Source organism: Blastococcus deserti (assembly GCF_042682525.1).
GTDB lineage: Bacteria > Actinomycetota > Actinomycetes > Mycobacteriales > Geodermatophilaceae > Blastococcus_B > Blastococcus_B deserti.
Genome location: NZ_JBHUHP010000010.1, coordinates 117640 through 130877, shown reverse-complemented (window position 1 = coordinate 130877; position 13238 = coordinate 117640). Strand labels below are relative to the sequence as shown.

The window sequence follows — 13238 nt, the reverse complement described above, 5'->3', positions numbered from 1 at the left end:
GCGAAGGAGCCCGATCGGTGACCACGACACAGACCGCGCCCGCCGCGCCGGCCACGCGCACCGTCCACGAGGTCCGGGTGGCGATCATCGGATCGGGCTTCGCCGGCCTCGGCATGGCGAGCGCGCTCGAGCGGCGCGGGGAGAGCGACTTCGTCGTCCTGGAGCGGGCCGCCGACGTCGGCGGGACGTGGCGGGACAACACCTATCCCGGCGCGGCGTGCGACGTGCAGTCGAACCTCTACTCCTTCTCCTTCGCGCCGAACCCCGACTGGGGGCGCTCCTACTCGCAGCAGCCGGAGATCCAGGCGTACCTGCAGCGGACCGCGGACCGATTCGGCATCCGCCGGCACTGCGTCTTCGGCGCCGACGTCACCTCCGCCCGGTGGGACGACGCCGCGCAGCGGTGGCTGGTCTCCACCACCGCCGGCGACTTCCGGGCCCGTGTCCTGATCTCCGCCGCCGGCGCGCTGGCCGACCCGGCCTTCCCCGACATCCCCGGGCTGGAGACCTTCGCCGGCACGGTCATGCACTCGGCGCGCTGGAACTCCTCCCACGACCTCACCGGGGAACGGGTCGCCGTCATCGGCACCGGCGCCTCGGCGATCCAGATCGTCCCCGCGATCCAGCCGATCGTGGGCAGCATCGCGGTCTACCAGCGCACGCCCGCCTGGGTCATCCCCCGCACCGACCACCCGGTCAAGCCGTGGATGCGCCGGCTGTACCGGTTCGTGCCCGGACTGCAGAAGGGCATCCGGGCCCTTCTCTACCTGCTCCGCGAGTGCCTGGTCATCGGCATGGCCAAGCGGCCGCGGTTCCTGAGGCCGGTGGCCACGCTAGCGAAGGCCCACCTGCGACGCCAGGTCCGTGACCCCAAGCTCCGGGCCGCCCTGACACCGGACTACACGATCGGCTGCAAACGGATCCTCATCAGCAACGACTACTTCCCGGCGGTCGCGGCGCCCAATGCGGAGCTGGTGATCGCCGGTATCGCCGAGATCCGGCCGCACTCGATCGTGACCCGGGACGGCGTCGAGCGGCCCACCGACACGATCGTGCTGGCCACCGGCTTCCACGTCACGGACCTTCCGATCGCGGAGAAGATCTGCGGCCGGGACGGGCGCAGCCTGGCCGACGTCTGGTCCGGCGGCATGGTGAGCAACCGCAGCTCTGCCGTCGCCGGATTCCCGAACCTCTTCCTGCTGGTCGGGCCCAACGTCGGCGTCGGGCACACCTCGATGGTCTACATGATCGAGTCGCAGGTGGCCTACGTCGACGACGCCCTGCGCACCATGGACGCCGAGGGCCTGGCCGTGCTGGAGACCACGCCGCAGGCCCAGCAGGCCTACCGGGAGCTGATCGCGGAGAAGTCGAAGGGCACCGTCTGGCTCGGCGGCGGCTGCGCCAGCTGGTACCTCGACGAGCACGGGCACAACACGACGCTGTGGCCCGACTTCACGTTCCGGTTCCGCAGGCTGACGCGGAAGCTGGACCGGGAGAACTACGTCGGCATCCCCGCGTCCGCGGCCGACCGCACGAAGGTGGCGGCATGAGCGCCGCCACCGTGCTGCGCCGCGTCGCCGCCGTCCGCACGCCGGACGGCGCGCTGCTGCACGCCGTCGTCGACGGCTCCGACGAGGCACCCGTCACCCTGGTTCTCGCGCACGGCTGGACCCTCGCCCAGGCGGCCTGGGACGACGTCGCCGAGCTCCTGGCGCCGCGGATCGCCGGAGGGGGGCTCCGGTTGATCCGCTACGACCAGCGGGGGCATGGCCGCTCGACCTGGGGCCGGTACGCCGACGACGTGTCGGACCTGACCATCGACCAGCTCGGCGACGACCTGGGTGCGCTGCTGGATGAGCTGGCGCCGACCGGCCCCGTGGTGCTGGCCGGGCACTCGATGGGCGGTATGACGATCATGTGCCTGGCCGCCGCCCGACCGGAGCTGTTCGGCGACCGGGTCCGCGGGGTCGCGCTGGTGTCGACGTCCGCGGGCGACCTCGCCCCCGCAGGGGAGACGGTCGCCGAGAGGCTGCAACTGAAGCTGGCCCCGGGCATGGTCACCGTCGCCCTCGGCGCGGCCCGGGCCCTCGAGCGGATGCGGCAGCTGCTGCCGCCGTCCCACCCGCGTCACCGGGAGCTGGTCCGCGAGCTGCTGTACGGCGCCGACGCCACCGACGAGATGGTGCTCGCCGGCGCCGAGATCATGCACGCGTCCACGGTGCGGGCGTTCGCCGCCTTCTACCCGGCACTGGGGGCGCACGACAAGCGCGCGGAGCTGCACGCCCTGCGCCGCGTGCCCGTCGAGATCCTGGTCGGCGACAGCGACAAGCTGACCCCGCAGCGGCACAGCCGGCACCTGGCCGAGGCGCTCCCCGACGCCCGGCTGCACCTGGTGGAGCGCAGCGGGCACATGCTGACGCAGGAGCGTCCGAGACCGGTCACCGACGCGATCGAGCGCCTCCTCGCAGCGGCGACCGCCCACCGGGCCGCCGCGTGAGGGGACGATCGGCGGCGTGACCGCATCGCCCGCCGCCGAGCCGGCCCGCATGCGCCGCTCGGCCGGTGACCGGCGCGCGCAACTGGTCCGGATCGGGCTGGAGCTGCTGCCCACCACGCCGGTCCAGGAACTCACCATCGACGAGGTGGCCCGGCGGGCGGGCATCAGCCGCAGCCTGCTCTTCCACTACTTCCCGTCGAAGCGCGACTACTACACCGCCGTCACGCGTGCCGCGGCCGACCTGCTGTGGGATCACCTGATCCCGGCGCCGGGCACGGCACCGGAGCAGCAGATCAGCGGCATGCTCGACCGCTACGTCGGATGGGTGGAGACCTACCGGGAGAGCCACCTGGCGTTCGTCCGCGGTGCCGCCGGCGGGGACCCGTGGGTGTCGGAGATCTACGAGGAGACCCGCGGGCGGCTGGTCGAGGTGGCGCTGTCGGCCCTCGACCTGCCCGACGACGCGCGCCGGCGGCAGCTGGTGCTCGCCTGGTTCGCCTTCACCGAGGACTTGGTCGGCCACTGGGTGCAGGAGCCGACCATGAGCCGTGCAGAACTGCTGGCCCTGCTCCGCGACGTCCTCGCCCGCCTGACGGCCCCCTGACCCGCTCCCGGTACCGAAAGCGGGTCAGGTCTCCTCAGCTTCCGGTACGGAAAGCGGGGCGCCGGGTCAGCTGGCGAGGGTGTCGGGCAGCCGGTCACCGGACTCGTCGACGGGCGGCTGCAGGCGGGACACGACCTCGGGGGCGCTCTTGCCCGTGGCGTCCATCGACTTCTTCACCGTCGCGCCGTAGACGTCGACGTACTCCTGGCCCGACAGCGTCATGATCTCGTACATGATCTCGTCGGTGATCGACCGCTCGACGAACCGGTCTCCCGACATGCCCTCGTAGCGCGAGAAGTCCAGCGGCGCGCCGAACCTCACCCGCACGCGCATGATGCCCATGCCGAAGGGCAGCTTCCGCTTGCCGTAGATCATCGCCACGGGCACGACCGGGGCGCCGGTCTCGAGCGCCATGCGGGCCACGCCGGTCTTGCCCCGGTAGAGGCGCCCGTCCGGCGAGCGCGTGCCCTCCGGGTAGATGCCCAGCAGCTTCCCCTCGCGGAGGATGCGCAGGCCGGTCTGGATGGCGTTCTCGGCCGCGGAGGCGCTGGACCGGTCGATCGGCACCTGACCGGCAGCCGAGAAGAACGCCCGCTGCGCCGCGCCCTTGATGCCCGTGCCGGTGAAGTACTCGGCCTTGGCGAGGAAGGTGACCCGCCGCTTCAGCGACAGGGGCATGAAGATCCAGTCAGCGGCGGAGAGGTGGTTGCTCGCCAGGATCGCGCAACCCGTCGCGGGCACGTGCTCCGTGCCTTCCGCACGAGGGCGGAAGATCGCGCGGACCACCGGGCCGATCGCGACGAACTTGAGGAACCAGTAGAACAACACGCCTCCCTCGTGAGCTGCCAGACTAAGGAGCCGCGCGACCGATTCACAATCGGCCGCAGGTGTGACGTGTTCCGCCGCACTTCCCTGCCGGTCGGCACCGCCGCCGCACGCCGAGGAGGACCACCCGTGTCTGGACCGACCGCGCCCGATGCCGTGATGCCCGGCGCGGAGCCGTTCGCCTTCCCGGGCGGCGACGGCCCAGACGGCCGGACCGGGGTCCTCCTGGTGCACGGCTTCACCGGCACTCCCATGAGCATGCGGCCGTGGGGCGAGCACCTGGCCGCCGAGGGGTTCGCCGTCCGGTGCCCGCTCCTGCCCGGCCACGGCACCCGCTGGCAGGACTGCAACGCCAGCACCCACGACCAGTGGACGACGACGGTCGGCGACGCCTTCGGCGAGCTCGCCGCGCGGTGCGACCGGGTGTTCGTCGCGGGCCTGTCGCTGGGCGGCACGCTCGCGACCCGGCTGGCGGAGGTCCGTCCCGACGACGTCGCGGGCCTGCTGCTGGTCAACCCGGCCCTGCTCACCCAGCGCCTGGACGCCAAGCTGCTGCCCATGCTCTCCCGGCTGACCGGCAGCTGGGCCCCCATCGCCAGCGACATCAAGAAGCCCGGCGTCACCGAGCTGGCCTATCCCAAGCTGCCGACCCGGGCGATGATGCAGGTCCGCTCGCTCTGGGCGGCCACCCGTGCCGACCTGGCGCGGGTCACCGCTCCGGTCATCGTCTTCCACAGCGTCGAGGACCACGTCGTCGAGCCGGTCAACAGCACCATCCTCCTGGCGGGCGTCAGCAGCACCGACACGAGCGAGGTCCTGCTCGAGGACAGCTACCACGTCGCCACGCTGGACAACGACGCCCCGCGGATCTTCGCCCGGTCCGTGGAGTGGATCCGTGAGCGCACGGCGGCCGGCCGGAGCCCGGGCACGGAGATCCCCGCCGCGGAGACGCGATGACCTCCCGCCGCGGACGCGGCCGCCGCGACAACGGCCTGGACGCCGCGCTCTGGAGCCCGCTGCGCGACGTCGACCCCCGCGTCGGCGAGCACCTGCTCGACCTGCTGCACGCCGCGGGCATCGCCGCCTACCTGGAGCCGTCGGCCGACGTGGAGCCCTACACGCGGACGGTCAGCCTGCCCAGCCCGCCGTCCGACCGGCTCTTCGTCGACCGGTCCCGCCGGGCCGAGGCCCGTTCGGTCGTCGACGAGCACGTCCCGGGACCCGGCGACGTCCGGACGACGCGCCCCGGCGCGGGCCGGGCCGGCATCCCGCGGGACCTCGACGAGGACGCCGAGTGGGCGCGGATCGTGTCGGCGTTCGAGGCCGAGAACGGGCGCACCGCCGTCGAGGGGCCGGCGGACGTGCCCGCGCCGGCGCCGCACGAGCTGCCCGTGCTCGACCAGCCGGACGAGCACTACGAACCCCCACCCCCTCCCCCGATCCCGGCCCCCGCGCCGGCGTCGCTGTACGCGGTGCTCCTCGTCGCAGCCGGCGTCCTGCTGGTGGGCGCTCCCGGGATCCTGAGCCTCTCGGCGGACCTGGGTCTGGTCCTCGGGGTCGCGGCGATCGCCGGCGGGGCGGCGATGCTGGTCTCCCGCATGCGCGACCGCTCCGACGACGACGACGGCGACGACGGCGCCGTCGTGTAGCCGCGAGCGGGGCCCGGAGGGCTCCGCGCAGCGGGACGGAACGGCTCGACCCCGCCAGGGGACGGCTCCTGGTGGGGGTGTCGTCGCGAGTGGGGCCCGGAGGGCTCCGCGCAGCGGCGACGGAACGGCTCGACCCTGCCGGGGGACGGCTCCTGGTGGGGGTGTCGTCGTGTCGTCGCGAGTGGGGCCCGGAGGGCTCCGCGCAGCGGCGACGGAACGGCTCGACCCTGCCGGGGGACGGCTCCTGGTGGCGGTGTCGTCCGGAGGACGACGAATGACATAGTGCGGCTCGTGAGCACCGCAGCGCACTCCGCGACCGTCACCGTGACCGGCCATCTGATGGACACCGGGATCCTGGCCCGCATCCTCGACGACGTCCTCGAGTACGGCGGGGACTACCGGATCGAGGACCTCGATCTGGGCCGCGAGCACGAGGACGAGTCACGGGCGCTGATCGCGATCCGGGCCGACGAGGCCGAGCGGCTGGAGCGCATCCTCATGCGGGTCCAGATCCACGGCGCCAACGCCGTCGACCCCGGGACGGCGACGACGCGGCCGGCCCCGGCCGACGGCGTCTTCCCCGACGACTTCTACTCCACCACGAACCTGGAGACGCTCGTCCGGCTCGACCGCGACTGGATCCGCGTGCAGCAGCCGGAGATGGACTGCGGGCTCGTGGTCACGGAGGACGGCGGGCGAGTCACCGTGCGCACCGTCCCGGTCAGCGACGTGAAGGCCGGCGACGCCGTCGTCTGCGGCGCCCACGGCGTCCGGGTCGAGCTGCCGCCGCAGGCGCCGCGGGGTGAGGAGGACGACTTCGGGTTCATGTCCTCGGCGGTGTCGAGCGAGAAGCCGCAGGCCCTGCTGGTCCGCCAGATCGCCGAGCGGATGCGCGAGGTGAAGGCGGCCGGCCGGCGGATCCTGTGGGTGGGCGGCCCCGCGGTCGTGCACACCGGCGCCTCGCCGGCCATGGTCCGGCTGGTCCGCGCGGGGTACGTCGACGTCCTCTTCGCCGGCAATGCGCTGGCCACGCACGACATCGAGTCCGCGCTGTTCGGCACGTCCCTGGGCGTCGACCTGGCCAAGGGTTCGGGCGTGCCCCATGGGCACGAGCACCACATCCGGGCGATCAACACCATCCGCGCAGCCGGCTCGATCCGGGCGGCGGTGGAGAAGGGTGTGCTGACTGGCGGCGTGATGCACGCGATGGTGCAGGCCGGGAAGCCGTTCGTGCTGGTGGGGTCCGTGCGTGACGACGGCCCGCTGCCCGACGTCTACACCGACGTGATCGAGGGTCAGCGGGCGATGCGCGCGCAGCTGCCCGGCGTGGGCTTCGCGATCATGGTCGCCACGATGCTGCACTCCATCGCGACGGGGAACATCCTGCCGGCGTCGATCCCACTGGTCAGCGTGGACATCAACCCGGCGACGGTGACCAAGCTCGCCGACCGCGGCAGCGCCCAGGCGATGGGCATCATCACCGACATCGGCCTGTTCCTGGAGCAGCTGGCCCGCGAGCTGGCCCCGGAGTGACGAGGGGGCCGGGAACGGCTCAACGCAGCAGGGGATCGGCTCCTGGAGGCGGTGCCGCCCGAAGGGCAGCAAGGTCGTGTCGCACGAGGTCGGCGGCGCCGACCATGCCCGCCTGCGGACCGAGCTCGGCGGCGACGACGCGGGGACCGGGGCGGAAGCCCCGGCCGGGGAGGGCGCGATCCAGTCGGTCCCGCGCCGGGCCGAGCACCATCTCGCCGAGCTTGCTGACGCCGCCGCCGATGACCACGACCTCGGGATCGAGGACGGCGGCGAGGTCGGCGATCCCCTGGCCGAGCCACATGCCCACCTCGGTCACCAGTTCGAGGGCCAGCGGGTCGCCGTCGGCGGCGGCGCGGGCGACGTCCTCGCCGGTGAGCCGGTCGGGTTCGCAGTGGACGCGTTCGAGCAGCCGGGCCGCCGCCGCCGGCGACGTGCGGGCCACCTCGCGGGCGGTCTGCCCCAGCGCCGTGCCGCTGGCGTACTGCTCCCAGCAGCCGCGGTTGCCGCAGGCGCACAGCCGCCCGTCGGGGACGACGCGCATGTGCCCCCACTCCCCCGCGACGCCGTGCGACCCGCGCCGCAGCTGTCCGTCGAGCACGATGCCGCCCCCGATGCCGGTGCCGAGGGTGATCATCAGGGCGAGGTCGGCCCCCCGGGCAGCGCCGTAGCGGTACTCGGCCCACGCCGCGGCGTCGGCGTCGTTGCCGACCCAGAGCGGCCGCTGCAGCCGGGCGGCGAGGTCCTTGCGCAGCGTCGAGTTGCGCCACGCCAGGTGGGGGCTGAACAGCACGGTGTCGCCGGTGCGGTCGAACCAGCCCGCCGCGCCGACGCCGACGCCGATCAGCTCGCCGTCGTACCCGGCCGCGAGCTCGTCCACCACGGCGACGATCGCGTCCTCGGTGTCCGACACGGAGGCACCGGGGGTCGCCCGCCGCGCAGTTGCGACGATGGTCCCGTCAGCGGCCACGACCCCACCGGCCACCTTCGTGCCGCCGATGTCGATGCCCAGCGCGGCCGGCCCGGCCGTGGCGGTCCGCGGTGGCGTCGTGCGAGGTGCTGTCGTGCGAGGTGGTGTCATGCGATGTCGATCTGCTGCACCGGTGGGGGCGGCGGGGCCTCCTCCTGGACCGGCTCGGCGGCCGGCGTGGTCCCCTCGGGGTGGCCCGCGGCGGCGACCGTGCGCAGCGCGGTGGCGGCCGAGGCGAGGACGTCGGCCAGTGCCGCGGTCACCTCGGGCCGCTCGCCGCGGACGACCGCCGCGACCTGGCAGACCGGGCACCAGCGGCAGTCCGACGGGTGCTGGTCACCGGTGCCCTTGTCGGCCGCAGGAGCCACCGCGGCGAGGCCGCCCCGCAGGGCCTCCACCAGACGCTGCGCAGAGTCGATCCAGTCGGTTCCGGGTGTCATGAGGTCCTTCTCTCGGCGCTGAGCAGGTCCGCGGGCCACAGCTGCGGATCGGGGCGGAAGCCGACCTGGAGGCGGGCGCCGGCGGTTCCGGCAGCCGCGAGCCGGCCGCCGGTCACCTCACACCGGCGCAGCAGCGGATCGAGACGGACCGACCGGCGGGCACCGCCGACCGTCAGCACCAGGTCGTCGGTCCACCGGGTCAGCTGCACCTGCCCGCGGTCGGCGAACGGCAGCGGCAGGGAGAGCTGCCACCCGCCCTCGGCGCGCTCGGGGGCCGGGGCCGGGAAGCCGGTCGTCTCCGGGGCGAAGCCGTCGAGCAGCCCGGCCAGCTCCCCCGCACCGGTCGGGGTCACCGACAGCTCCGGGACGCGGTGCACCGGCGCGACCTCGGCCAGGGCGATCAGCGTGTCCTCCTGCTCCGCGGCGCGCCGCGTCGTCCATTCGTTGCCCCGGTCCAGCGGAAGGACCCGGCTGAGCACCCCCGCGGCCCGCAGCCGGTGCAGACCCAGGACCGTGGCCGCGGCACGCAGGGCCGGCCCGGAGGACGTGCGGGGCGGAGCGACCAGGACGAGGGCGGTCGTGGCCGGATCGGCCAGCCGGTTGCCGGCCAGGAGCGCCTCCACGGCCGGGACGGCGGACAGCGCTGCGTCGACCGGCCCCCGGCGGACGACTCCGGAGGCGACCGCGGCGGTCCGGACGGCGCCCAGCGCCCGCATCCCGGGCGGCATCAGCTGGTCCAGCCACCAGCGCAGGGTCACCGGCAGGGCGACCAGCGCCACGGCGGACTCGAGCGGGCCGGCGTCCACGACCGCGAGGTCGGCGTCGGCGCGGGCGAGTTCGGCCAGGAGCGCCAGATCAGCGCTCCCTGGCAGCGGGACGACCGAGCTGGCCGGCGGCAGGGTCAGCTGCGGCAGGAGGGACCCGACCGCGTCGGCCCTCCCCGCCCAGAGGCGCTCGAGGGCCGCCTGCGGATCCACCTGCAGCACGGTCAGGCCGGGCACCGCCTCCACCCCCGCGGGCGGCGGCTGCCGAGTGAGCAGGACGGTGCGCCGCCCGGAGCGGGCGGCCCGGACCGCCGCGGCGGCGGACAGCGTCGAGGTTCCGGCCCCGCCGGGGCCGGTGAGGAGCAGCGTGCGCACGCCCGCTCAGCCCTCGACGCGCTTCTTCAGCTCCTTGAGAGCCGTGTCCAGGATGACCTTCTCCGCCTTGCGCTTGATCATGCCGAGCATGGGGATGGAAAGGTCGATGGTGATCGCGTAGGTCACTTCCGTCGCACCGTCCCGCTCGGTCAGCGTGTAGCTGCCCTCCTGGCGCTTCTGCATCTGACCCTCGACCAGTGTCCAGGAGACCCTGCGGTCGCCGTCCCACGTGTACTCGAGGACGTAGTCGTCCTTGACCGCCCCGGCGTCGAGGACGAAGTGCACCCGCCGCGCGCGCCCGTCCGGCCCGGTTTCGAGGACCTCGACCTTCTTGGCGGAGGCGACCCACTGCGGATACGAGGCGAAGTCGGCGATCACCGCCATCACGTCGGCCGCGGCTGCGTCGACGACGATCGACTGGGTGGACTGGTCCGCCATGGGCAGCAGGCTAGCCGTTGCCCACCCTTCAGCCAGCCGCCGCCTCGGAACTGTGCTACTCCCGGGTAGGGATTGCGGCTAGATTCGACACGACGTCCCTGGCCGGGGCCGTGGGCGACGGTGCCCCCGGACGGCAGGGAGGAGAGGACCAGGCGTGCGCGAGTTCAGCGTTCCTGCCACCACCCAGGTGGGCCCGGACGAGGCCCTGACCGACATGCTGGCCACCAACGTCGCCGAGCACGGCGACCAGGTGGGGCTGCGGCGCCGTCGCGACGGCCAATGGCACGACGTCACCTGGAAGCAGTTCGGCGAGGAGGTCCGCGGCGTCGCCAAGGGCCTGATCGCGGCCGGGGTGTCCGCCGGCGACCGGGTCGCCCTGCAGGCCAAGACCCGCTACGAGTGGACCGTCCTGGACTTCGCGATCTGGACGGCCGGCGGCGTCGTCGTCCCGATCTACGAGACCTCCAGCCCCGACCAGGTGGCCTGGATCCTCTCCGACTCCGGCGCCACCGCCGTGATCGTCGAGCGGGACGAGCACGCCGCGGCCGTCGAGTCCGTCCGGGACCAGGCGCCCGAGCTGCGCTCGGTCCACGTGATCGAGGACGGCGCCCTCGACCAGCTGACCCAGGCGGGCAAGGACGTGCCCGACAGCGAGCTCGACGCCCGGCGCGCCACGCTGTCGGCCGACAGCCTCGCCACCCTGATCTACACCAGCGGCACGACCGGACGCCCGAAGGGCTGCGAGCTCACCCACGCCAACTTCCTCTTCGAGATCGGCAACGGCATGAGCCTGCTGGGCCGGTTCATGAACATGCAGGGCTCGCTGCTGCTGTTCATCCCGCTGGCCCACGTGCTCGCCCGGGTGCTGCAGGTGGGTGCGGTGAAGACCCGCACGGTCATCGGGCACACCCCCGACGTGAAGAACCTCGTCGAGGACCTCGGCGAGTTCAAGCCGACCTTCGTCCTCGCCGTCCCCCGGGTCTTCGAGAAGGTCTACAACGGCGCCAAGGCCAAGGCGGAGGGCGACGGCAAGGGGAAGATCTTCGACAAGGCCGCCCAGGTGGCCATCGACTGGTCCCGCGCCCTCGACAAGGGCGGCCCCGGGCTGGCGCTCCGGGCGCAGCACGCGCTGTTCGACAAGCTGGTCTACGGCAAGCTCCGGGCGGCCCTGGGCGGCCGCTGCCAGGGCGCGATCTCCGGCGGGGCGCCGCTGGGTGAGCGGCTGGGCCACTTCTTCCGCGGCATCGGCGTCACCGTCTACGAGGGCTACGGCCTGACCGAGACGACGGCCGCCGCCTCGGTGAACCACGACGACGCCCTGCGCATCGGCACCGTCGGCCGGCCCCTCCCCGGCGTGGAGTTCGCCATCGCCGACGACGGCGAGGTGCTCATCCGCGGCGGCATCGTGATGCGCGGCTACTGGCGCAACGAGGAGGCGACCAAGGACGCCATCGACGCCGAGGGCTGGTTCCACACCGGCGACCTCGGTGAGCTCGACGACGACGGCTTCCTGAAGATCACCGGCCGCAAGAAGGAGATCCTGGTGACCGCGGGCGGCAAGAACGTCGCCCCGGCCGTGCTCGAGGACCGGCTGCGCGCGCACCGGCTGGTCAGCCAGTGCATCGTCGTCGGAGACCAGCGCCCGTACATCGCCGCGCTGATCACCCTCGACGCAGAGGCGCTGCCCCTGTGGCTGGAGTCCAAGGGCAAGCCGGCCGACCAGACCGCCGAGCAGGTCAAGGAGGACCCGGACCTCAAGGCCGAGATCGAGGCCGCGGTGAAGGAGGCCAACAAGGCGGTGTCCCAGGCGGAGGCGATCAAGAAGTTCACGATCCTCGGCACCGACTTCACCGAGGACAACGGCATGCTGACCCCGAGCCTGAAGCTCAAGCGCGCCGTCGTCATGAAGGAGTTCGACTCGGAGGTCGAGGGCCTCTACGCCCGCTGAAAGAGGACCCCGCTGCCCCCCACCCCTCGCAGGCTCGGGGCGGGACCCTGCAGCGGGGCCTTCAGGGTTCGAGCAGTTCGGCGAAGGTCTCGGCGATCCGCGTCCACGACCACCGCTGCTCGATCCACGCCCGGCCGGCCGCGCCCATGGCCCGGGCGCGGCCGGGATCGGCCAGCAGGCCCGCGATGGTGTCCGCCACCGCGGTGGGCGAGCGCGGGTCGACGACGTGACCCGTGACGCCCTCGCGCACCGCCTCGGGAGCTCCGCCGGAGGTGCCGGCGACGACCGGCCGGCCGCAGGAGGCCGCCTCCAGGAACACCATCCCCAGTCCCTCGACGTCCAGCCCCGCCCAGCGGGTGCGGCACGGCATGGCGAAGACGTCGCCGGCCGCGTAGTGCCCCGGCAGCTCCCCGGGAGCGACCGGACCGGTGAAGGTCACCGACCGCTCCAGCCCTGCGGCTGTGACCGCCCGGCGGAGCCCGGACTCCGCGGGTCCGCCTCCGACCAGCAGCAGCCGCGCGGACGGGTGCCGGTCCAGGACACGTGGCCACCCGGCCACGAGGACGTCCTGACCCTTGCGGGCGACCAGTCGGGACACGCACACGACCACCGGTGCCCGACCCAGGCCGTAGCGACGCCGGACCGCACCGCCGTCGGCACCGGGGGTGAACAAGTCGAGGTCGACCCCCGGCGACAGCTGGGCCAGCCGGGTGCGACCGCGGAGGGCAGGAGCGAGACGGTCGCGGGTGTAGTCGCTGATATAGGTCACGACGTCGAGGTGCGAGGCGATGCGCTGCATCAGCTGCCGGCTGCCCGGCAGCGCCACCCAGCCCGTCTCGTGCCCGTGGGTCGCGCCCACCAGGTGTCGCACACCGGCCTCCCGCAGCGCCGGCGCCAGCAGTCCGAGTGGCGCGGCGGCCCCGAAGAAGGCGCTGTCGCAGCCGTGCCGGCGGGCCAGCTCCGCGGCCGCACAAGCGGTGGCGCGGGTGGGCAGCAGCATGCCGGTGGGCCGCCGCACCACCGGATAGGGCAGGGCCTTGTCGTACTCCGTCGAGCCCGGGGAGTCGGAGGCCAGGACCACGACCGACCCCGCGGGACGGCGGGCCAGCAGGGCCGCGACGAACGTCTGGATCCCGCCCTGGCGCGGCGGGAAGTCGTTGGTGACGACCAGGGTCCTGGTCACGGCCGCTCCTCGCCG

General features: G+C 73.6%; 13 protein-coding genes. 7 read left to right on the top strand and 6 right to left on the bottom strand.

All coding sequences use genetic code 11. The features are described 5' to 3' along the window. Window positions 1-17 precede the first annotated feature (17 nt). The 3 genes from ACFSHS_RS11445 to ACFSHS_RS11435 are packed head-to-tail and all read left to right on the top strand — an operon-like array spanning window position 18 to window position 3101. Window positions 18-1550, top strand: a complete 1533-nt coding sequence (locus ACFSHS_RS11445; RefSeq protein WP_376875577.1) for a flavin-containing monooxygenase — start codon at window positions 18-20, stop codon at window positions 1548-1550. Then, window positions 1547-2497, top strand: a complete 951-nt coding sequence (locus ACFSHS_RS11440; protein ID WP_376875575.1) for an alpha/beta fold hydrolase — start codon at window positions 1547-1549, stop codon at window positions 2495-2497. Before ACFSHS_RS11445 ends, ACFSHS_RS11440 begins: the two co-directional genes overlap by 4 nt. 16 nt (window positions 2498-2513) lie before the next feature. Then, on the top strand, window positions 2514-3101 hold the full coding sequence (locus tag ACFSHS_RS11435) for a TetR/AcrR family transcriptional regulator (protein WP_376875573.1): 588 nt from the start codon (window positions 2514-2516) through the stop codon (window positions 3099-3101). Between the two features lie 66 nt (window positions 3102-3167). Here the strand turns inward: ACFSHS_RS11435 and ACFSHS_RS11430 are convergent, their stop codons facing one another. After that, window positions 3168-3929: a lysophospholipid acyltransferase family protein gene (locus ACFSHS_RS11430; RefSeq protein WP_376875570.1), complete on the bottom strand. Its 762-nt coding sequence runs from the start codon at window positions 3927-3929 to the stop codon at window positions 3168-3170. A 126-nt stretch (window positions 3930-4055) separates the two neighbouring features. Between ACFSHS_RS11430 and ACFSHS_RS11425 the strand changes: the two genes are divergently transcribed. From ACFSHS_RS11425 to ACFSHS_RS11415, 3 genes are all read left to right on the top strand, one after another. Then, window positions 4056-4883 (top strand): alpha/beta hydrolase, encoded by an 828-nt coding sequence (locus ACFSHS_RS11425; protein ID WP_376875567.1) that lies wholly within the window; start codon window positions 4056-4058, stop codon window positions 4881-4883. Then, entirely contained in the window at window positions 4880-5575 is a 696-nt protein-coding gene (locus ACFSHS_RS11420) for a hypothetical protein (protein WP_376875564.1), read from the top strand. The genes ACFSHS_RS11425 and ACFSHS_RS11420 overlap by 4 nt, the downstream gene beginning before the upstream one ends. A 291-nt stretch (window positions 5576-5866) precedes the next feature. After that, the gene (locus ACFSHS_RS11415; RefSeq protein WP_376875561.1) at window positions 5867-7108 is read left to right on the top strand and encodes an ornithine cyclodeaminase, nickel-pincer nucleotide-dependent; all 1242 of its coding nucleotides are present in this window, start codon (window positions 5867-5869) and stop codon (window positions 7106-7108) included. A gap of 19 nt (window positions 7109-7127) precedes the next feature. Here ACFSHS_RS11415 and ACFSHS_RS11410 read toward each other — a convergent pair whose 3' ends face one another. The 4 genes from ACFSHS_RS11410 to ACFSHS_RS11395 are packed head-to-tail and all read right to left on the bottom strand — an operon-like array spanning window position 7128 to window position 10092. Beyond that, entirely contained in the window at window positions 7128-8186 is a 1059-nt protein-coding gene (locus tag ACFSHS_RS11410; protein WP_376875558.1) for an ROK family glucokinase, read from the bottom strand. Next, window positions 8183-8515: a hypothetical protein gene (locus tag ACFSHS_RS11405; protein ID WP_376875555.1), complete on the bottom strand. Its 333-nt coding sequence runs from the start codon at window positions 8513-8515 to the stop codon at window positions 8183-8185. The genes ACFSHS_RS11410 and ACFSHS_RS11405 overlap by 4 nt, the downstream gene beginning before the upstream one ends. Then, complete coding sequence (locus tag ACFSHS_RS11400; protein WP_376875552.1) at window positions 8512-9654, bottom strand: ArsA family ATPase; 1143 nt, start codon at window positions 9652-9654, stop codon at window positions 8512-8514. Before ACFSHS_RS11400 ends, ACFSHS_RS11405 begins: the two co-directional genes overlap by 4 nt. A 6-nt stretch (window positions 9655-9660) precedes the next feature. Continuing rightward, window positions 9661-10092, bottom strand: coding sequence for an SRPBCC family protein (locus ACFSHS_RS11395; RefSeq protein ID WP_376875549.1), 432 nt, complete (start codon window positions 10090-10092; stop codon window positions 9661-9663). Between the two features lie 214 nt (window positions 10093-10306). Between ACFSHS_RS11395 and ACFSHS_RS11390 the strand changes: the two genes are divergently transcribed. Further along, on the top strand, window positions 10307-12040 hold the full coding sequence (locus ACFSHS_RS11390) for an AMP-dependent synthetase/ligase (protein ID WP_376876467.1): 1734 nt from the start codon (window positions 10307-10309) through the stop codon (window positions 12038-12040). 61 nt (window positions 12041-12101) lie between these two features. On the opposite strand, the gene ACFSHS_RS11385 is transcribed toward ACFSHS_RS11390, so the two are convergent. Next, the gene (locus ACFSHS_RS11385; RefSeq protein ID WP_376875546.1) at window positions 12102-13223 is read right to left on the bottom strand and encodes a glycosyltransferase family 4 protein; all 1122 of its coding nucleotides are present in this window, start codon (window positions 13221-13223) and stop codon (window positions 12102-12104) included. Window positions 13224-13238 lie beyond the last annotated feature (15 nt).

Bases quoted from the DNA above. Each gene is read 5' to 3' on its own strand.
- ACFSHS_RS11440 (WP_376875575.1), top strand. From the start codon at position 1,547: ATGAGCGCCGCCACCGTGCTGCGCCGCGTCGCCGCCGTCCGCACGCCG.
- ACFSHS_RS11420 (WP_376875564.1), top strand. From the start codon at position 4,880: ATGACCTCCCGCCGCGGACGCGGCCGCCGCGACAACGGCCTGGACGCC.
- ACFSHS_RS11410 (WP_376875558.1), bottom strand. From the start codon at position 8,186: ATGACACCACCTCGCACGACAGCACCTCGCACGACGCCACCGCGGACC.
- ACFSHS_RS11405 (WP_376875555.1), bottom strand. From the start codon at position 8,515: ATGACACCCGGAACCGACTGGATCGACTCTGCGCAGCGTCTGGTGGAG.
- ACFSHS_RS11395 (WP_376875549.1), bottom strand. From the start codon at position 10,092: ATGGCGGACCAGTCCACCCAGTCGATCGTCGTCGACGCAGCCGCGGCC.
- ACFSHS_RS11390 (WP_376876467.1), top strand. From the start codon at position 10,307: ATGCTGGCCACCAACGTCGCCGAGCACGGCGACCAGGTGGGGCTGCGG.